This window comes from Botrimarina colliarenosi (assembly GCF_007859955.1).
GTDB lineage: Bacteria > Planctomycetota > Planctomycetia > Pirellulales > Lacipirellulaceae > Botrimarina > Botrimarina colliarenosi.
In genome coordinates this window covers 898,494-916,947 of record NZ_SJPR01000001.1, presented here as the reverse complement: position 1 = coordinate 916,947, position 18,454 = coordinate 898,494, and the positions used below count along the sequence as shown (strand labels likewise).

Genomic DNA, 18,454 nt, shown 5'->3' with positions numbered 1-18,454 from the left:
GAGCGTCGAAATCGGCACAACCGGCCCGATTGGAACGGCCATCGGTGCGACTCCCGCACAGTCAACCGCCGGCCTGCGAGTAACGTCCCGCTGCGTCGTATTTTTCTCGGAGGTTCCCCCCGCCGCAGGAATCGGGCCTGCCGCAGGACACGGACGGGGGCGACAACGACGCGACGGAGTTCCCCCCTTGGCGACCGCCCAACTCTCCAACCGCCCGCTGCCGACCGACGGCCCGTGCGACACCCTGGTGGGGCGTCTCGAGCAGGCCTTCGGGCAGTCGTTTGCGGTGCTGAATACGGCCCACTCGGCAATCGACGCGAAAGACCGTTACACGTGCGGCCACAGCGACCGCGTTGCGCGGATCGCGGTGCGGCTGGCCCAAGAGATGGGCTGCGAGGGCGAAGCGCTCAACGCGCTCTACGTGGGGGGATTGCTGCACGATATTGGCAAGATCGGCGTCGACGACGCGGTGCTCCGCAAGTCTGGCGCTCTCACCGCGGACGAGTACGATCAGATCAAGCTGCACCCGACCCTCGGCGAGCAAATCCTCCATGGCGTCCCCGGACTCGAGCCGGTGTTGCCAATCGTCCGCCACCACCACGAATCGTGGGACGGCAGCGGCTACCCCGATGGGCTGGCGCTGGAAGAAATCCCGGCGCTGGCGAGGATCGCGGCCATCGCCGACGCGATCGATGCGATGGGAAGCGACCGCCCCTACCGGAAGGGGATGCCCCTCGAAGACGTCGAAAGCACGCTCCGCGAAGGCGCCGGCAAGCAGTGGGACCCGGCGGTGGTCGCCTCGTACTTCGCCGCCCGCGACGACATCCGAGCGATCGGCCGCGTCGAACGCGAACCGATGGCCCTCGATGTAGGCCATTGGCGTCTCGGCGAAGCCTGCCCCCTCGACTGATGCCGGGTCGGATTCAAACCACCCGCGCCGTCAGCTCGCCAACGGTCAGCATGGCGCCGCGGTGGCTCTGCTCACGCCGGACGTAAGCCAGCGCCAGCGATCCGTTCTCGGTCGCGACGCACGAAGTAATTCGACCAATCACCTTACCATCGGCGGCGAGCTCGGCGCCGTGCGCCGGGGGCGGGCCGTCCACCTCGACGCGTCGGAGCAACCAATTGACGCGGCCCAGCGCGTCGATCCGGGCGACCGGCTCTTGCCCCAGGTAACACCCTTTGCGGAACGAGATCGCCTGCTCGTTGCGGTCGACCTCCTGCGGCAGATTGCGGTCGTCGACATCGACGCCGTCGAGCGGTATCCCGAGGCCGATGCGGAGTCGGTGAAAGTCGTCGTCCGCCAACGGGCTGAGATCGTTAGGCGGAGCCGCCAGCGACGCGGTCACCCCCGCCCCGAAGGCGTCTAGGGGAACGCTCCACAGCGGTTGGGTCGTCGCGGCGATCGTCCATGGCTCCGGCAGGGCGAGCCGCAACTCGACCCGCTCGCGGATCAAGTATCGGTCTAGATGGGCCCGCAACTCCTCGGCCCGACCGGACATGAGCAGCGCAACGTAGCGCTCCGCGTCGAGTCGGGCGACCCAGGTATAGGCAAGGACGTGGGCTTTTACGTCGGTGAACATCGCCTCGCACGACGCCCCGTCGGCGAGCGCCAGCACGTCGTTCGTGCAGAAGTTCTGTAGGAACGCTCCCGCGTCGGGGCCCGACGCCTCGACGGCGGACCAGCCAGGGCATAACGCGTAGGCGCCATCGGGCCAGGCGTTCATTCGATAACCACTCCGTCACTAACGAACAGCACGTGCTGCGCCTCCTCCAAGAGGATGCAGGCGTCGAACCGACTGACGAGCCGGTGCATCTCCTCGGCGTTGGCGACCGGCGCCATGCCGAGCGATTCGATGTCGTCCGGATCGAGGCGGCTGTGCAAAAACACGGGGCCACGGTCGAGCGCCTGCAATACGCGCCAGGCGGCGAGCGCTTCGTCGCCCGACTCGGCGGCGAGGGCGGCGGCGAGTTCGTACGGGTCGTCTCCTTCGGCGAGGCAGGCCAGCTTCTCGCCGATCGGCTCGGCCAACTCGCTCCAGACCGCGATCACCGCGCCGGAGCGGGCGACCCGCTCGGCGGCGGCGAGGGCCCGGCCGAGCGACGCCCACGTCTGCTGGTCGGCGCCGCCGCTGACGATGGCGAGCACACAATCGGCCGGCTCGACGAGGGGCGTCTCCCACGCGCGACGGCTGACGGAGGACGCCTCCGCGACCACCTGTCGCGGGTCGCCGGCCAGCACGCGGGCGACACCGCCGCCCGGACCCGGCACCGCCCGAAGCACCAGCGGCGCCCCGACCAGCCAACCGGCCTGATCCGCTTCGGCGCGTCGGGCCGATTGGCGGCCGTCACCGAGGGTGGCGTCGTTGACGGTCCGCACCTTGCGGAAGCGGTCGATCGTGTCGCGATCGAAGAAGTCGGGGAAGAGGCCGTCGTAGGCGCCCCCGGCGTCGTCGGTCGCGGCCACATCGCCGGTGGTCGCCTCGGCGGAAAGCGGCAGCACCACGTCCGCCTCGAAGAGGGTGCGGTTTACCAGCAGCGTGCGGTCTCCCTTCCCAAGGCCGGCGAAGCAGAGGGCGTCGTCTCCCGACGGGTCGTGCGACTCGATCGCCACGCCGGCCGCGACGTCCTGCGTCAGCTCGTCCTCGAGTGGCGCCGCATCGCGCGGATTGGCGGTCACGACGGTGATGTTTTTGCGATCGATCCCCGCCGCCGCGAGCGACGCGATCACCCCCGCGACGAGCGCCCCAGCGGCCGGCGTGCCGTGCCCCAGCGCGATCGCGACCCGGTCATCGGGAGTGACGCACAGCGAGAGCGGCGGCAAGCCGAGCGGCGCTTCGAGGGCGTCGATCGCGAGCCGCGCCACCTGGTCCGGCTTGAGCGGGTCCCCTTCGCAGCGCAGGCGCTCCAGTGGCAGCGTCTCTAACGATTCGGGCGGGGCGCCGCAGGTGAGGGCGATGATCTTCACGGACAACGCCTCCTTCGGTGCGTCGAGAGTCGGGTGGGGCTGGCGGCGCGACGCTTACAGCGCTTCGATCACCATCTTGCCAATCTCGTCGGTGCCGTAGCCGCTCCGGTCGAGATTCTTGCCGGCGAACTTGGGGGTCACCTTGCGGACGGCGTCGCCGATCTGCTCGCCCGCCTTGACGGCGGCGGCGTCGCCCTTGATGCGACCCGTCTCACGCAGCAACAAGCCGAGCGAGTCGATCGTGGCGATCGGGTTGGCGACGTTCTGCCCCGCAATGTCGGGCGCCGAGCCGTGCACCGGCTCGAACATACCCGGGGCGACCCCGTCCGGGTTGAGGTTGCCGCTGCTGGCGATCCCCATGCCGCCGGCGATCGCCGCGCCGAGGTCGGTGATGATGTCGCCGAACATATTCGGCACCACGATCACGTCGTAGACCTCGGGCTTGCTAACCATGAACATGCAGCAGGCGTCGACGTGGTGGTAAGCGGTCTCGACGTCCGGGTACTCTTCAGCGACTTCCTGGAACGCCCGATGCCACGTGTCGCCCGCGAAAGTGAGGACGTTCGTCTTGTGGACGAGCGTCAGGTGCTTCCGCTTGCGGGTCTTCGCCAGATCAAAGGCGTAGCGGATGCAGCGCTCGACGCCGAACCGTGTCGCGACCATCGTCTGCGTGGCGATCTCGTGCGGCGTCCCCTTGCGGACGAAGCCGCCGACGCCGCAGTAGAGGTCCTCGGTGTTCTCTCGCACACAGACGAAGTCGATGTGCTCGCTCGTTTTGTTCTTGAGCGGCGTCTCGATGCCGGGGTAGAGCGACACGGGGCGCAGGTTGATGTACTGGTCCATCTCGAAGCGCAGCTTGAGCAGGACGCCCTTCTCGATGACGCCGCCCGCCAGGCGGGGGTCGTTCGGCAGGCCGCCGACGGCGCCGAGCAGGATGGCGTCGTAGCCGCGGAGCGTCGCGATGTCGTCGTCCGACAGGACGTGGCCCGTCTCGAGGAAGTGGGCGGCCGAAAACGGGAAGTCGGTCGTCGTGAACGACAACCCGACCGACGGGGCGACGGCCTTGAGGACTTCGAGCGACGCGCCGACCACTTCGGGGCCGATGCCGTCGCCGGCGATGACAGCGAGTTTCATTGCGAGCAGGCAGGGGGCAGCAGGTAGGGGGCATTCAGGCAAGCCCACCAGCTTACCGCGCGCCGAGCCGCTTATCGACCGGCCCGGCCCGCGTTCCTAATTGCCCTCAGCCGGCGGCTCGCCCGCCACCTTCACCTGCACCTCGTCCCCCTCGACGCGGGTTTCGAACACATCGACGCCCAGGCGAGGGTTATCGGCCCATTTGCCGTCGGCGAGGCGGAATCGCCAGCCGTGCCAGGGGCAAAAGACCTCGCCGTCCTCGACGCAGCCCGCCCCCAGCGACGCCCCCTGGTGGGGGCACAAATCGTCGATCGCTTGGTACGCGCCCTTCACCAGGAAAACGGCGACCAGCCGGTCGCCGACCGTGACGGTGCGGCCCTCCCCCTCGGCGATCTCTCCAACGCGGCAGACGGTTATAAAATCGGACAAGGGAGTGCCGGATTCACAGGGAGAGAGGTAAGTCGGCGGGACCGCTTGCCCGACGGCAGGTTATTCGTCGCTTGGGGTCGAATCGTCATTGTCGTCCAGCGAAAGCGACTCCCCTTCGCCGAGCTGACGGAGCTCGATCGCTTGCTTGATGCCGTTGGCGATCTCGCCCTGGTCGGTGGTGACCCGGACGACCATCGACTGGACGAAACGCGACCGGAAGACGCGGCCCTGTTCGCGGTCGAAGAGGATCTCGCCGTCGGCGTCCTTCGTCTCGAGGCGGACGTTGGCCTGTCCCGGGGGGATTTCGATCTGGACCGACGGCTTGATCGCCTCGTACGTGCGGCCCTCGACGTCGCGGGTCCCCTCGTAGACATAGGTCGTGACGACCTTCATTTCTCCGAGCGGGGGCAATTCGAGTGGCGTCGTCGCGGTCCACTGGTCGCCGACGGCGAGCGGCTCGGTGGGGAAGCTGACCACCGCCTCCTTGGTCATCTGAGCGACAAAGTCGCCGGAGACGACGTTGCCGGGGAGACGATCGAACGCCTTCGAGAGGTCATCCGAGAGCACAACCTCGGTGATCTCTCCGCTGGGGCGCATCGTGACCACAAAGGGGTGCTCGACCATCGCGTCGTACATCGGCGCGACGAGCGCGGCCATGCCGGCCGGGGGCTCGTCGCTGTCGGAGTCGTAGGTGAAGTCCTGCCCCATCGGCCCGCGGTTCTTCATGACGATCCGCTCGGCGCCTTGCGAGATCCGGGCGACGCCGTCGGCGTCGACGTCCTCGACGGTCCAGCGCATCACCATGTCCTGCCGCATCGACGAGGTGACCTCGCCCGCCGGGCCGGCATCGACCGTCATCCGCATCGTCTGCACGACTTGGTAGCGGTCGCTGTCACCGGGCGCCCACTTCCAAACGAGCGGTTCGGCGCCGATTGCGGGGGTAACTGCTATAAGTATCGCGCAGAGACGCAGAGACGCAGAGCAGTGGGAGTTCATAGCGTTCTCTTGAGGTAGCGGATCAATAAAGATCTCACGCAAAGGCGCGAAGGCGCGAAGAACGCGACTGCGGATCCTTCGCGCCTTCGCGCCTTTGCGTGAGACCTTACAGCGTAATCGCTTCGCCCGGTTGCAGGACGATCGGCTCGGAGACGGTGTGGTTGCGGATGTCCTTGGCCCACTCGGCGGCGTCCTGCTCGATCGGGGGGAACGTATTGTAGTGGCACGGCAGCACCTTGGCCGGCATCAGCAGCTTGGCCGCTTGCACGGAGTCGGCGGGGCCCATCGTGAAGAGGTCGCCAATTGGCAACACCGCCACGTCGAGATGCGAGCCGGCGAGCGACGGGTCGCCGATCAGCTTCATATCGAAGAACAGCGACGTGTCGCAGGCGAAGTAGAGCCGCTTGCCGCCCGTGGCGATGTCGATCCCCATCGCCACACCGGCGTACGTGCCGTCCGGCAGGCTGCTGGAGTGGTGGGCGATCGTCATCTTCACGCGCCCCCAGTGTTCCCCAGAAGCTGAGCGGAGGTCGACCCCGCCGCCGGGGTTCATGCCGATCGTCTTGTCTGCGGCGACCCCCTGCCCCGCGAGCCACTGCGAGATCTCGAAGCTGGTGACGACTGTCGCCGCGGTCCGCTGGGCGATCGCGACCGTGTCGCCGAGGTGGTCGCCGTGACCGTGCGAGAGCAGGATGAAGTCGCACTCGACGTCGTCGGCCTTGACCGGCGCCGTGGGCGAATCGTTCAGGAACGGGTCGATGAGGACCTTGGTCCCCTCGCCGTCTTCCGATTCACAGTCGAGGAGCCAGGCGTTGTGGCCGTACCAGGTGAGCGTCGTGGGCATGCTTTCTTGTTTGGATTAACCGCGGAGTTCGCGGAGGACGCGGAGTTACTCCGAGTTGACCTGTTCTAGCCAATCAGAAAACCACCTGCTTGGAAGGCGAACAGTCTTAAAGTCGAGCGTCTGTAACTCGAGCAAGGTGTAGGTGTTTGACAAGAACAAGTCCCATTGTGCAGTCACATCTTCAACGACATCTCTAAGCTGTGGTGGGAAAGACTCATTTGAACACCGCATGTGCATAGCGTAGGCATCGAACCAGTTCGCAATCTGCTGATGGGAGTAGACGCTCTCCGATCCTGCCTCTGATGCAAGCAAGCTCTTCGCTGATTCAGGAGATAAAGGCAGCGAAATCGGTACGTATGGTGTTTCCGTCCAGGAACCTACATACCGATTCCGTCCATTCTTGCCAGGTCGAAAGCCATAAGTACTACCCAATCGGTTTCTCCGCGTCCTCCGCGACCTCCGCGGTGAATCCTTACTTCCGCAAGATCGCGTTCATGTTGTTCTTGTAAGCCTCGACGCCCGGCTGGCCGTAGGGGTTGATGCCGATCAGGCGGCCTTCGACCACCGTCGCGAGCATCAGCATCTGCAGCAGCTGGCCGATCGTGTGCTCGTCGAGCTTTGGCAGGATGAGGTCGGCCGTTGGGCGGTTGTCCTCTTCGTAGGCCTGGTTGGTGCCGGCGATCGCGGCGCGGAGGATGTCCGGCAGCGTCTTGTTGGCCAGCTCGTTGAGCTTGTCCTGGTTATTCTCACTCTCGCCGATCGCGAGCGGCGTGGAGTCCTGCGACTCGACGATCACGTTGGTGATCACCTTGTCGCGCGGGCCCTCTTGGTGCTGCTGGCCGCGGCTGTGGAGGTCGCGGGTGTTGACGATCGTGAGCGGCAAAGCGCCTTGCTCGTTCTTGCCGAGGCTCTCGGCGAGCAGTTGGTCGTACCACAGGCCGGCCGCCTCGAGCCGCTTGCCCCAGGTGCTGAGGATGCGGGTGACGCAGCCCTCGGTCTCTTCGAGCAGGTTGCAGACGCCGACGTACTGCAGCACGACGTTCTCGCCGACCGGGGCGGTCGCGAAGTGGTCGTTCATCGCCTTGGCGCCGGCGAGCAGCTTCTCGATGTCGAGGCCCATCACCGCGGCCGGCAGCAAGCCGACGGCCGACAGCACGCTGAACCGCCCGCCGACGCCGTCGGGCACCTCGTAGATGTCCGGCGCGCCGAGCGCCGTCGACAGGTCGAACAGCTTGCCGCTCGTGCCGGTGACGGGGACGAAGCGCTCGGTGAGCTTGTCGCCCGCGGACGCTTCGAGCTCGCGCAGGAAGATCCGTGTCGCGGCGGCGGTCTCGAGCGTGCCGCCGCTCTTGCTGATGACGACGACGCCCCACGGCTCGTCGCGGCTCTTGAGCAGCTCGATCAAGCCGGTGACGGCGTCGTTGTCGACGTTGTTCCCCTCGAAGTAGATGCGCGGGCGATCGCCACGCAGCTTGGCGGGGACCTCGTTGTAGTAGGGGTGGCAGCACGACTCGAGCAGCGCCCGGGCGCCCATGTACGAGCCGCCGATGCCGAGCACGACGACGCTCTTGCAGTCGCCCGCAAGGCGGTCGGCGGTCGACTTGAGGCGGGCCAGCTCGCTGGCGGCGCCCTTCTCGGCCAGTTCGGCGAGCAGGCGGTCCGGCAACAAGTGGAAGCCCGCGTCGAGCGGCTCCTTGTCGGCCGGGACCTCGGCGCCAGCCTGCCAGAGATCGGCGTCGGCGAGGACCTCGGCCCGCGCCGATTCCAGCTGCGGAGCGAGCGCGTTGAGATCGGTCGGCGAGATGCCGCCCTCGTCAAACAGAGCGCCGGAAGGGTTGTACTTGAGCAGGGTCATGGCGTTCTATTTGGTTCGGGTTGACCACAAAGACCACGGAGCAAGAACGAGACCGGATCAACAGGATTGACGGGATAAAAATAAGATCCTGTCGATCCTGTAAATCCAGTCAAAGCGTTCTTCTCCGTGCCCTCGGTGCTCTCGGTGGTGGTATTGCTTCGGCCTGGATTCTAACGGGGGCGGCCCGGGCAGTCAGCGGTCCAGGGCGGCTTCGACCCGGGCGCAAACCGCGTCGTGGCTCAAGCCGGCCGTTTCAACGGTCACGTCGGCGTACTGTTCGTAGAGGGCCTGTCGCTCGGCGAAGAGGTCGGCCAGGGTCTGCTCGGGGCGTTTGGCGAGCCCCCGCATCGTGTAGTCGCCGACACGGGCCTCGAGCGTCGCCAGATCGGTCGCCAAGTAGACCAAAACGCCGATCGCCTTCAGGTGGGCCATCCCAGCGGCGCTATAAACGACGCTGCCGCCGGTGGCGACGACGTGGTTCTCCACATCGAGGCTCCGGACGGCCGCTTCCTCCGCGTCGAGCAGGGCCGCGTGCCCCGCCCCGTCGACTATCTGCTGCAGCGTCTTGCCGTGGTTCGTCTGGATGATCAGGTCCGTATCGACAAAGCCCCGCGACAGGTGTTTGGCGAGCAGCACCCCGACGGTGCTCTTGCCCGAGCCGGGCATGCCGATGAGGACGACGTTGGTTTTTGGTTGGGCAGCCGACATGGGCCTGACTTTTGTGGGAGGGGTCTCCAGACCCCGATTACGGTACGCCAACCGCCCACCTATCGCAGCGCGGAATCGGGGTCGGGAGACCCCTCCCACAAGAGTTGGCTTTCGGGACTTGTCGCCAGGGCCCGGATGCCGACGATTACGGGTTCGGCCGTGGGCGAGGACGCCACGGCTCTCTGGCCCCCTCCTGTCTCCAAGCCCCTGCCCCGCCGCGATGAATATCCACGAGCTGATCAAGCCGCTGCTGCAGAAGAACGACTCGAAGATCGTCATGTACGTCGGCGACGGCCTGGGCGGCCTGCCGCAGCAGCCGGGGGGGAAGACCGAGCTCGAGACCGCCAAAACCCCCCACCTCGATAAGCTGGCGAAGGAAGGCGTCTGCGGCGGGTCGATCCCCGTGGCGCCCGGCATCTCGCCCGGGTCCGGGCCGGGCCATTTGGGGCTCTTCGGCTACGACCCGGTCGAGTTCCTCATCGGCCGCGGCGCCCTCGAGGCGACCGGCATCGGCTTCAAGCTCGAGGAGGGCGACGTCGCCATCCGGGCCAACTTCTGCACGCTCGACGCCGCCGGCAACATCAGCGACCGCCGCGCCGGCCGCATCCCGACCGAAGAGTCGACGCCGATCGTCGAGCGGCTCGCCAAAGAGATCAAGATCGACGGCGTCGAAGTGATCGTGAAGCCGGTCAAGGAGCACCGCTTTGTGGTCGTGCTCCGTGGCCCCGGCCTCGAAGGCAACGTCGCCGACACCGACCCGCAAGCGACCGGCGTGCCCCCCCTATCGGCCGTCGCCAAGGACGCCGGCAGCGCGAAGACCGCCAAGATCTGTGACGAGTTCATCGCCCAGGTGAAGAAGCTGCTCGCCGACGAGCCGAAGGCCAACTGCTGCACCCTCCGCGGCATCACCGGCAAGCCGTCGATCGAGAACTTCGAAACCGTCTACGGCCTCAAGGCGGCCGCGATCGCCGTTTACCCGATGTACAAGGGGCTCGCCTCGCTGGTTGGCATGGACGTTGTTGGCGACGCCCAGACGATCGATGAGCAGATGGAAGTCCTCAAGGCGAACTGGGACAAGTACGACTTCTTCTTCATCCATTTCAAGTACACCGACAGCACCGGCGAAGATGGCGCCTTCGACGCCAAGGTCAAACGCACCGAGGAGTACGACGCGGCCGTCCCGAAGATCATGGCCCTCAAGCCGGACGTCTTCATCGCCACCGGCGACCACAGCACGCCGGCGATGCTCGCCAGCCACAGCTGGCACCCCGTGCCAACGCTGTTGTGGGCGAAGAACTGCCGCTGCGACGGCGCCGAGTCCTTCGGCGAAGCGGAGTGCCGCACCGGCGGCCTCGGCCAATTCGAGGCCAAGCACCTGATGACTCTCGCCCTAGCCAACGCCAACCGCCTCGCCAAATTCGGCGCGTAAGGCGAGCCGGCCACGTAAGTGGTCGGTGTTGAACTAACGAGAAGGAGATAGGGGGATGAGTGGAGATACGGGGGGATCGCAAGCGGCCGGCGTAGCCGCGCGTGGGACAGCGTCCCTTCGGCAGTGGCGCTCTGCTGTTCGAGAATTCTTTAACCAGTCGCTTTCCTCGCCAAAAAAGGAATCGCTATGGGAGCTGATGCGACCATGGTGTTTTTCGGAGTGCGATTTGCTACTACCGAAGAAGAGTCCGATGCGCTGAGCAACGAAACGGACCCGCGGATGTTGGCAGCGATCAATCATCAACTCGATCACTGGTGGGGAAGTTATTCGCAGGATCCCATCAACGAGCAAGAGTTCTTATTCGTCGGCAAGAAGATTGTTCGCATTGGCTACGAACACGAGTTCGAACTCGTGCTTGCGCTCAATGAATTGCGAGTCCTGGCGGAAGATGCTGTGGTAAAACTGCGAGCGGCTGGCTTCTCCGATAAGCCGCAGCTCTATGTGCAATTCGCGCCAGACTTCTGATGGTTCAGCCGAAAGGCACCTCAACCTTAATTGGAAGTCCCTTCTCGGCGGCCCCTTCGTCCCGCTAGGCCGCTAACCGCATCGCCTGCGATCCCCCCTATCACCAACATCCCCCCCATCTCCTTCTCCTAACGTCACCACCAAAAGAAGCAGCCACGACCGATGAGTCGTGGCTGCTCGGTGATTCAAATTCAGCTTCAGTTCATCCCCGCCGCCGCACCGTGGCCGCCAGGCCGAGGGCGCCCAACACCAGCACGCTGGCGGTCGGCTCGGGGACCGGGACGTTGATCCCCTCGAGCGTCGTCGTGTAGATGGGGCCGGTCGAACCGACCCGGGCGAAGATCGTCGCCGTGCCGATCGGCGCGAAGGCCGTCGCATCCGTCAGGATCGAGTTGAAGTACGACTCGTCCGGCGGCAACAGGGGCGACGTGTTGTAGTGGAACCTCAACCCCTCGCCGTCGGCGCTGCGACTCACGGAGTCGGGACCCTGGTCGCCTGATCCATCGGTACGGAATTCGATCTCGGTCGTGTAGCCGCCGTAGCCCGTGATCTGCAGCGCGAAGATCTCCATCGGGGCGAACCCCGGAACGCCCGCCGTGTCCCGGATCCGGGGGGAGAAGACGAGCGTCCCCAGGTCATCCGACAGCGAAACGCGGTCTTGGAGATTGCCAGAAACGAGGAGGTTGTCGCTGCCGTCGCGGATCTCAAAAGCCCGCAAGGGATCGTCTTGCACCGTGCCGGCGAGAACCGGCGTCGCGGCGCTCGTCGTTCCTGAAAGCGCGGCGAAATCACCCGGCGACACCAAAGCGGCGGCGGCGGAACCGGCGTAGCAGCTGCAGACGCTGACGACTGCTTTGAACAGGAGTGATTGGTTGAACGTTGACATGGGAGCTTATCCTGCTCGAGTTTCGTGGGGTGGCGGTGAGGTCGAACTGGCCTCGTACTCTGCCAATCCGATTCGGCATGGTTCGCCCGACACGCCGTCGACGATTTTTTTTCTGACACCCTTGCCCCCGCCTTCGCGGTCTTGTCCGCCCGGCGCGGCTGGCGACGACCGGAGGGGCGAGCCACAATGAGAGACGCAACCCCGCCCCGCCCCCCTTTCTCCAACCTCCCCGCGATGCGCTTCACCAAAATGCACGGCTGTGGCAACGACTACGTCGTTGTCGAAGCGCTAACCGGCGAGCTGGCCGAGCGCTTCGCCCGTGCGCCCATCGAGTCGGCAGGCGACTTGGCGAAGGCGACCTGCGACCGGCGGTTTGGCGTTGGCGCCGATGGGTTCGTGCTGATCCTGCCAGAAACCCGCCCCGACTCGGACGCGGGCGTCGAGATGCGGATGTACAACCCCGACGGGTCGTACTCCGCCATGTGCGGCAACGCCCTGCGCTGCGTCGCCAAACGGCTCGCCGACAGCGGGGACTTGGCTGGCGAGGTGGTCGTGGTCCGGACGGCCGACACGCTCGTGCCGATGCGGATTGTCAGCCGCGATGCGGACGGCAAGGCGACCGTTGTGGAAGCCGATCTCGGGGCCCCCGAGTTCGCGCCCGAGGCGATCCCCTGCCGACTGCCGGCGGGACCCGAGGGCGACCTGCGGGCCGCGTCCATCGAAGACGAGGGCGGCGCCCGCACGGCGACCATCCTCTCAATGGGCAACCCACACTGCGTGCTCTTCGTCGACGAGCCGCCTTCAGACGGGCTGGTCGCTTCGGTGGGTCCCCCGATCGAAACCCACGCGGCGTTTCCGGAACGCACGAACGTTGAGTTCGTCCAGGTGCTATCACCGACGCGGCTGCGCCAACGGACGTGGGAACGGGGCGCCGGCGAGACGCTCGCCTGTGGCAGCGGCGCCTGCGCTGTCGCGGTCGCCGCGGCCCTCACCGGCCGGACGGAGCGTAGCGTGACGATCGAACTGCTCGGCGGCGAACTCGATCTCTGCTGGCGCGAGGCGGACGGCCATGTGGTAATGACCGGCCCCGCCGTCGAGGTCTTTGCCGGCGATTGGCCCCGCTAAGAGCGGCCCCGTTCGCTCTTCCGTCGCCGCCCGGGCGTTTGCTAGTTTTCCCGCCGCTCACCGGTCGGAAAACGGACGTCTCACGATGAAACTCAAGCTGCGCGGCATGAACGGGGCGGCAGGGTACGCCTTCACTCATTTCTTGCGGGCGTGGATGAGCACGCTCCGCTACGAGGTCGTTTACGCCGACCCAACGCTCGACCCGGTCCGCCAGATCGGCGGGCCGCGGATCTACCTGATTTGGCACGAGTACCTCCTCGCGCCGGTCTACCTGCGGCCCGACGCCGACGTGGCGATCCTCGTGAGCCGACACCGCGACGCCGACGTCCTCGAGGCGATCGCGCACGCTTCGGGCTTCGCCTGTGTGCGGGGATCGTCCAACCGGGGGGGCGTCGCCGCCCTGCGCGAGCTCGCCGCTCGCGGCAAACAGCAGCACCTCGTGATCACACCCGACGGCCCCCGCGGACCGCGCCGCAAGGTGGCGCCGGGGCCGGTGTTCCTCGCCTCGCGACTGGGCCTGCCGATCGTGCCGATCGCCGTCGCCTACGACCACTGCTGGCGGATGCGGAGCTGGGACCGGTTCGCCGTCCCGCGTCCCTTCACCACAGGCCGGGCCCTGTTGGGCGCCGAGGTGCGTGTCGCGCCCGACCTCGAACGCGCCGCGCTCGAAGCGCGCCGTCTCGAGATCGAAGCCGAGTTCAATCGACTGACCATCGAAGCCGAGGCGTGGGCCGCGACCGGCGAGACGCGCGACGACGCCGTCCCGGCCCGCCGTGAACGACCGGCGCCCAAGCCAACCGGATCCCAGCCCCCCAAGCGGCTCGCCGCCTAGCGCCGCTGTCGCTCCGCCGCCAACCGCGTCACAATCAGCGCCTCACCGCATGGAGGCCCCCGACTGTGACGCGACCCAACGCTAGCCACGAACCCCTCTCGGTCGCCGCGCTCACCGTGGGGATCAAGGAAACCCTCGAGTCGGGCTTTCCCGACGTCTGGGTCGCCGGCGAGGTGTCGAACTTTTCGCGGCCCTCGTCGGGGCACTGCTACTTCACGCTCAAAGACGACGCCGCCCAGATCCGTGCCGTCATGTGGCGTGGCTCCGCGGCGCGGCTACGGTTCGACCTGCACGACGGCCTCGAGCTGGTCTGCCACGGCTCGGTCGACGTTTACGCCCCGCGCGGCAGCTACCAGCTGGTGGTGAACGAGGCGCAGCCTCGCGGCGTGGGGGCGCTCGAGCTCCAGCTACAGAAGCTGCGTGAAAAGCTCGCCGCCGAAGGGCTGTTCGATCGGGCCCGCAAACGCCCGCTGCCGGCCTTCCCGCGGCGGATCGCCTTCGTCACCAGCCCCACCGGCGCCGCGATCCGCGATTTTTTGCAAGTGCTCAGCCGCCGCTGGCGGGGCGTCGACGTGCTGGTGATTCCGGCGCGCGTCCAGGGTGAGGGCGCGGCCGTCGAGATCGCCGCCGGCATCCGGGCCGCCAACCGGCTGCGCCCGGCGCTCGACGCCCTGGTGGTCGGCCGCGGCGGCGGCAGCCTCGAGGACTTGTGGTGCTTCAACGAAGAGGCCGTCGTCCGCGCGATCGCCGCCTCGGAGATCCCGGTGATCTCGGCCGTCGGCCACGAGATCGATGTGACGCTCTCGGACCTCGTCGCCGACGTGCGGGCGCTGACCCCCAGCGAGGCGGCCGAGCGCGTCGCCCCGTCGGGTGACGAGATCACCCAGCGGCTGCAAACCCTCAGCGGACGATTGCACGGCGCCGCCCGCCGCCGCGTCGCCCTCGGACACGAACGCGTCGCCCGCGCCGCCCGCAGCCGGCCGTTCGCCCGTCCGCATGCGATGCTCCAAGACACGGCCCGGCGGCTAGACGACCTCGACCGCGCAGCAAACCGCGCCGTCGGCCGGCAGGTCGAGCGCGGCCGGGCACGGCTCGGGGCGATCGCGGGCAAGCTCGATTCGCTCAGCCCGCTCGGCGTCTTGCACCGCGGCTACTCGCTGACGACCGACCAGCAAGGGAAACTCGTCCGTTCGGCGAGCGAGGTTTCGGTCGGGGATCGATTGACGACGCGACTCGCCCGGGGCGAAGTCGTCAGCATCGTCGATGATGTCACTGACACCGCCTAATACGTATTGCAATCTAAAGGGAAAGAACCGGGGCTAGCGCCCTGCGGCTGATACGCGGAGTCAATCAGCCGCAGGGCGCTAGCCCCGGTTAAATTCGATCCGAGCGCTACTTCAAATTGCGTTGGGTCTACGGCTTCATCTGCCGTCGCAACAGCCAGTCGCCCAGTGACGGCGAGATCTGCGACAGCACAAACAGCAGCCGCGCCTTCGTCGGCGTGACGAGCTCGCTGCGGCCGCGTCGCGAGTCGCGGAGGATCCGCTCGGCGAGCCAAGTGGGGTCGATCGCTTTGACCTTGGCGCCGCCGCCGGGGCGGCGGGCCGACTCGGGCAAGCCGTTGGCTTGGTCGTCATAGCGCGTCCCCGCGTCGTCGCGGGCGATCGGTCCGGGGCAGACCAGCAGGGTCTTGAGCCCCTGCGGACCAAGCTCCATCCGCAACTGCTGGGCGAGCGCCGCCAACGAGTGCTTGCTGGCCGGGTAGGCGCCCAGGTAGCCGGGGGCCACCCGCGTCGCTAGCGAACCGATCAGCACCAGCCGGCCCCCCCGCTCGGCGAGCCGTTCGCCCACCGCGGCGGCGAGTTCAGCGGCCGCAAAAAAGTTGATCGCCATCAAGCGCTCGAATTCGGCCCGCGGCGTATCGACGACGCGTCCCCGCGCCGAAAGACCCGCGGCGTGGCAAACAAAATCGAGCGGCTGGTCCGTCGACGCCTCCGCCACCACGCGCGACGCCTCGCCGCTGACAGCAAGATCAGCTGTGATTCCGTGGCATTCGGACTGCGGAAATCGGTGAGAAATCTCCTCGCACGCCGCTTCGAGCCGCTGGGCGTCGCGGCCGACGAGGGTGAGCCGCATCCCTTGGGCGGCGGCTGCGCGGGCAATCGCGAGGCCGAGGCCCGCCGAACCACCGGTGATGAGTCCCTGCTTACCCGCTTCGCGGGTATCCGTCTGTTTTTTTACTCCGCTCGGCATGGCGACGAGCATAACCGCGGGCCCCTACAACCGCCACGCGGCGAGAAATCGGGGGGATTTGTCGGTTCTGCTGTCGCAATCGTCATAAAAGTCTCGGGAAATCGTGCTTCACGGACCGCCCGTTTCGTGCAAGGCTTAGGGACCCCCCTCCGGCGACGGCCGCCTGGCCACGCCCCCCTCCCCTTCCCTGCCAACGCTCGGCGCCAAACGATGATGTCCAAACAGGCGGACTCACTCACCTCGGACCCCGCGGCTGCCGCCGCGAGCCTGGCCGAGGCGGTCCGAACACCGCTTACCAGCGCCTTGCCGATGCCAACTTCTTCCGATATCCGCGGCCGCGCCCGTACCAAGATCGTCGCCACGGTCGGCCCCGCCTGTTCCGAGCCCGAGATGCTGAAGAAGTTGGCGCTCGCCGGCGTCGACGTCTTCCGCCTCAACATGGCCCACGGTGACACCGAGCGTCAGCAACAAAACGTCGATACGATCCGCAAGATCAGCGAAGAGCTCGACCAGCCGATCGCCATCCTGGTCGACTTGGCGGGCCCCAAGTTCCGGCTCGGTGAGGTCGCCGGCGACCCGCTGTTCTGTGAGCACGGCGCCGAGTTCTTCTTCGTCGCGGGCGACCAGCCCGGCGCGCCGAACGAGTTTACCTGCAGCTACAAGCCGCTGGTGAAGGAGCTCCAGGTCGGCAACCACGTCATGCTGGCCGACGGCACCGTCAGCATGGAAGTCGTCGAAAAGACCCCCGGCCGCGCCCGGATGCGGGTCGTCCAGCAAGGCACCATCCGCAGCCGGCAAGGCATCAACCTGCCGGACGTGAAGCTGAGCGCCCCGGCGATCAGCATGACCGACCACCAGCACGCCGAATGGGCCGCCAAGGCGGGCGTCGATTTCGTCAGCCTGAGCTTCGTCCGCAAGCCGGACGAGGTCCACGCCCTCCGCGACATCCTCCAGTCGAACGGCTCCGAGGCGCTCGTCATCGCCAAGATCGAGAAGCGTGAGGCGCTCGATCGGCTCGACCAGATTGTGGCCGCCGCCGACGGCGTGATGGTCGCGCGTGGCGACCTGGGCGTCGAAATTGACGTCGCCGAAATGCCGGTCGAGCAGAAGCGGATCATCACGACGTGCCATCGGCACGAGAAGCCGGTGATTATCGCCACGCAGATGCTCGACAGCATGCATGACGCCTTGCGACCGAAGCGGTCCGAGGTGACCGACGTCGCCAACGCGATCCTCGATGGTGGCGACGCCTGCATGCTCTCGGGCGAGACCGCGATCGGCAACTACCCGCTCGAAACCGTGAAGATGATGAACCGCATCGCGCTGGCGACCGAGCGGAGCATGGCCGACCGTCCGCCACGCGACGCCGACGCCGTGCCGGTCGGCAAGCGGCTGCACGACGTGACCCGCGCCGTGGTGCGGGGCGCCGGCGCCATGGCCCACACGCTGCGGGCGAAGTTGGTCGTCGCGGCGAGCTTCTCAGGCCGCACCGCGATGGCCCTGTCGCAGCACCGCAGCTTCGTGCCGACGATCGGCGTCAGCACCAACGAGCAGACGCTCCGCAAGATGTGCCTCTACTGGGGCGTCACCCCGCTCCGCGGCGCGCCCGCCTTCGACACGCAGGCGCTGATCCGCTTCATGGACGCCTGGGCGATCGAGCAAGGCTTCGCCACGAAGGGCGACCGCGTCGTGATTGTCGGCGGTTCGCACCTCGCCGCCGGCCCCGAGGGCTCGAAAGAAATGACCGGCGGCGTCCACGACATCGTGATCGTGCACGAGGTCGAGGGAGCGTAACGAGTCGCCTTACCAGCAGTGGCCGTGGTGGTGGTAGGGACGACCGCCGCCGATGTGGAACACCACGCCCGGACGCGGGGGCGGGTAGTAGTACAGCGGCCGTTCGACGATCACCGTCCGCTGCGGGGGCTGCTGGGCGGGGGCGAGGTAGCTCGCCGGCGAGCCGGAGGCCCGCTGTGCCGCCACCAAAATGCTGTCGCTGACGCCCGCCTGCTTGAGTTGGATCAGCCCCTGCGGGCTTAGGTCGAGCCGGGCGCCCCGCTGCTGGATCGCGCCAACGATCACGGCCTCGTTGAGGCCCGCCTGCGTCATCTGCGCCAGGTCGTAGTTGGTGACCGCCTGGGCGGCCGCCTGCACGTTTGCGCTCTGGGCGGCGGCGTAGCCGTACTGGGCTTGGCGCTGGTCAGCGGAGTCTTTGGAGCGGCCGAGCAGGTTGCCGGTCAGGGCGCCGACACCGGCGCCGATCAGAGCGCCCTCGCCCGTCTTGCCTTTACCGCCGCCGATCAGGGCGCCAGCGATGGCGCCAAAGGCGCCACCCGTGACGGTTCCTTCGGCCGTGTCGTTGCGGTAGTAATCGCGGGGCGGCGCGTAGCTGTACTGGGCGGCGGCGTCGCTCGCAGCGAGCGAAACAGCGGCGGCCAGTAGACAGACGCGGGAACCAAGGGCGGGCATTTTC

General features: G+C 67.2%; 18 protein-coding genes. 7 read left to right on the top strand and 11 right to left on the bottom strand.

From position 1 onward, the window contains the following. Positions 1-187: 187 nt before the first annotated feature. Positions 188-910 carry an HD-GYP domain-containing protein gene (locus tag Pla108_RS03555; protein ID WP_231934274.1) on the top strand — a complete coding sequence of 241 codons (723 nt, stop codon included), beginning with the start codon at positions 188-190 and terminating at the stop codon, positions 908-910. A 13-nt stretch (positions 911-923) separates the two neighbouring features. On the opposite strand, the gene ygfZ is transcribed toward Pla108_RS03555, so the two are convergent. From ygfZ to Pla108_RS03515, 8 genes are all read right to left on the bottom strand, one after another. Beyond that, positions 924-1,727 carry a CAF17-like 4Fe-4S cluster assembly/insertion protein YgfZ gene (ygfZ, locus tag Pla108_RS03550; RefSeq protein ID WP_146443066.1) on the bottom strand — a complete coding sequence of 268 codons (804 nt, stop codon included), beginning with the start codon at positions 1,725-1,727 and terminating at the stop codon, positions 924-926. Next, positions 1,724-2,968: a lactate racemase domain-containing protein gene (locus tag Pla108_RS03545; protein WP_197526209.1), complete on the bottom strand. Its 1,245-nt coding sequence runs from the start codon at positions 2,966-2,968 to the stop codon at positions 1,724-1,726. The genes ygfZ and Pla108_RS03545 overlap by 4 nt, the downstream gene beginning before the upstream one ends. A gap of 54 nt (positions 2,969-3,022) precedes the next feature. Next, a complete protein-coding gene (locus Pla108_RS03540) occupies positions 3,023-4,102 on the bottom strand; it encodes a 3-isopropylmalate dehydrogenase (RefSeq protein WP_146443062.1) in 1,080 nt (359 codons plus the stop codon). 96 nt (positions 4,103-4,198) lie between these two features. Next, positions 4,199-4,531 (bottom strand): nitrite reductase small subunit NirD, encoded by a 333-nt coding sequence (gene nirD / locus Pla108_RS03535; protein ID WP_146443060.1) that lies wholly within the window; start codon positions 4,529-4,531, stop codon positions 4,199-4,201. 60 nt (positions 4,532-4,591) lie between these two features. Beyond that, positions 4,592-5,527 (bottom strand): DUF6263 family protein, encoded by a 936-nt coding sequence (locus Pla108_RS03530; protein WP_146443058.1) that lies wholly within the window; start codon positions 5,525-5,527, stop codon positions 4,592-4,594. A gap of 106 nt (positions 5,528-5,633) precedes the next feature. Continuing rightward, positions 5,634-6,371 carry a metal-dependent hydrolase gene (locus tag Pla108_RS03525; RefSeq protein ID WP_146443055.1) on the bottom strand — a complete coding sequence of 246 codons (738 nt, stop codon included), beginning with the start codon at positions 6,369-6,371 and terminating at the stop codon, positions 5,634-5,636. Between the two features lie 472 nt (positions 6,372-6,843). After that, the gene (locus Pla108_RS03520) at positions 6,844-8,226 is read right to left on the bottom strand and encodes a glucose-6-phosphate isomerase (protein WP_146443053.1); all 1,383 of its coding nucleotides are present in this window, start codon (positions 8,224-8,226) and stop codon (positions 6,844-6,846) included. A 192-nt stretch (positions 8,227-8,418) separates the two neighbouring features. Continuing rightward, the gene (locus tag Pla108_RS03515; protein ID WP_146443051.1) at positions 8,419-8,934 is read right to left on the bottom strand and encodes a shikimate kinase; all 516 of its coding nucleotides are present in this window, start codon (positions 8,932-8,934) and stop codon (positions 8,419-8,421) included. Between the two features lie 220 nt (positions 8,935-9,154). Between Pla108_RS03515 and Pla108_RS03510 the strand changes: the two genes are divergently transcribed. Together Pla108_RS03510 and Pla108_RS03505 are read left to right on the top strand one after the other, a co-directional pair. Then, positions 9,155-10,363 carry a 2,3-bisphosphoglycerate-independent phosphoglycerate mutase gene (locus Pla108_RS03510; RefSeq protein ID WP_146443049.1) on the top strand — a complete coding sequence of 403 codons (1,209 nt, stop codon included), beginning with the start codon at positions 9,155-9,157 and terminating at the stop codon, positions 10,361-10,363. A gap of 186 nt (positions 10,364-10,549) precedes the next feature. Further along, positions 10,550-10,888, top strand: a complete 339-nt coding sequence (locus Pla108_RS03505; protein WP_146443046.1) for a hypothetical protein — start codon at positions 10,550-10,552, stop codon at positions 10,886-10,888. Between the two features lie 202 nt (positions 10,889-11,090). On the opposite strand, the gene Pla108_RS03500 is transcribed toward Pla108_RS03505, so the two are convergent. After that, positions 11,091-11,774 carry a PEP-CTERM sorting domain-containing protein gene (locus Pla108_RS03500; RefSeq protein WP_146443044.1) on the bottom strand — a complete coding sequence of 228 codons (684 nt, stop codon included), beginning with the start codon at positions 11,772-11,774 and terminating at the stop codon, positions 11,091-11,093. 234 nt (positions 11,775-12,008) lie between these two features. On the opposite strand from Pla108_RS03500, the gene dapF reads away from it, so the two are divergent. The 3 genes from dapF to xseA all read left to right on the top strand — a co-directional run bounded on the left by dapF (position 12,009) and on the right by xseA (position 15,017). Next, positions 12,009-12,899 carry a diaminopimelate epimerase gene (gene dapF, locus Pla108_RS03495; protein ID WP_146443041.1) on the top strand — a complete coding sequence of 297 codons (891 nt, stop codon included), beginning with the start codon at positions 12,009-12,011 and terminating at the stop codon, positions 12,897-12,899. Positions 12,900-12,984: 85 nt separating this feature from the next. Then, the gene (locus Pla108_RS03490) at positions 12,985-13,731 is read left to right on the top strand and encodes a lysophospholipid acyltransferase family protein (RefSeq protein ID WP_146443039.1); all 747 of its coding nucleotides are present in this window, start codon (positions 12,985-12,987) and stop codon (positions 13,729-13,731) included. A 65-nt stretch (positions 13,732-13,796) separates the two neighbouring features. Then, the gene (gene xseA / locus Pla108_RS03485; RefSeq protein WP_146443036.1) at positions 13,797-15,017 is read left to right on the top strand and encodes an exodeoxyribonuclease VII large subunit; all 1,221 of its coding nucleotides are present in this window, start codon (positions 13,797-13,799) and stop codon (positions 15,015-15,017) included. A 127-nt stretch (positions 15,018-15,144) separates the two neighbouring features. Here the strand turns inward: xseA and Pla108_RS03480 are convergent, their stop codons facing one another. Next, on the bottom strand, positions 15,145-15,996 hold the full coding sequence (locus Pla108_RS03480; RefSeq protein ID WP_146443034.1) for an SDR family NAD(P)-dependent oxidoreductase: 852 nt from the start codon (positions 15,994-15,996) through the stop codon (positions 15,145-15,147). A gap of 198 nt (positions 15,997-16,194) precedes the next feature. On the opposite strand from Pla108_RS03480, the gene pyk reads away from it, so the two are divergent. Further along, a complete protein-coding gene (gene pyk, locus Pla108_RS03475; protein WP_231934272.1) occupies positions 16,195-17,778 on the top strand; it encodes a pyruvate kinase in 1,584 nt (527 codons plus the stop codon). A 9-nt stretch (positions 17,779-17,787) separates the two neighbouring features. Here pyk and Pla108_RS03470 read toward each other — a convergent pair whose 3' ends face one another. Next, positions 17,788-18,450: a glycine zipper domain-containing protein gene (locus Pla108_RS03470; protein WP_146443032.1), complete on the bottom strand. Its 663-nt coding sequence runs from the start codon at positions 18,448-18,450 to the stop codon at positions 17,788-17,790. Positions 18,451-18,454: the final 4 nt, after the last annotated feature.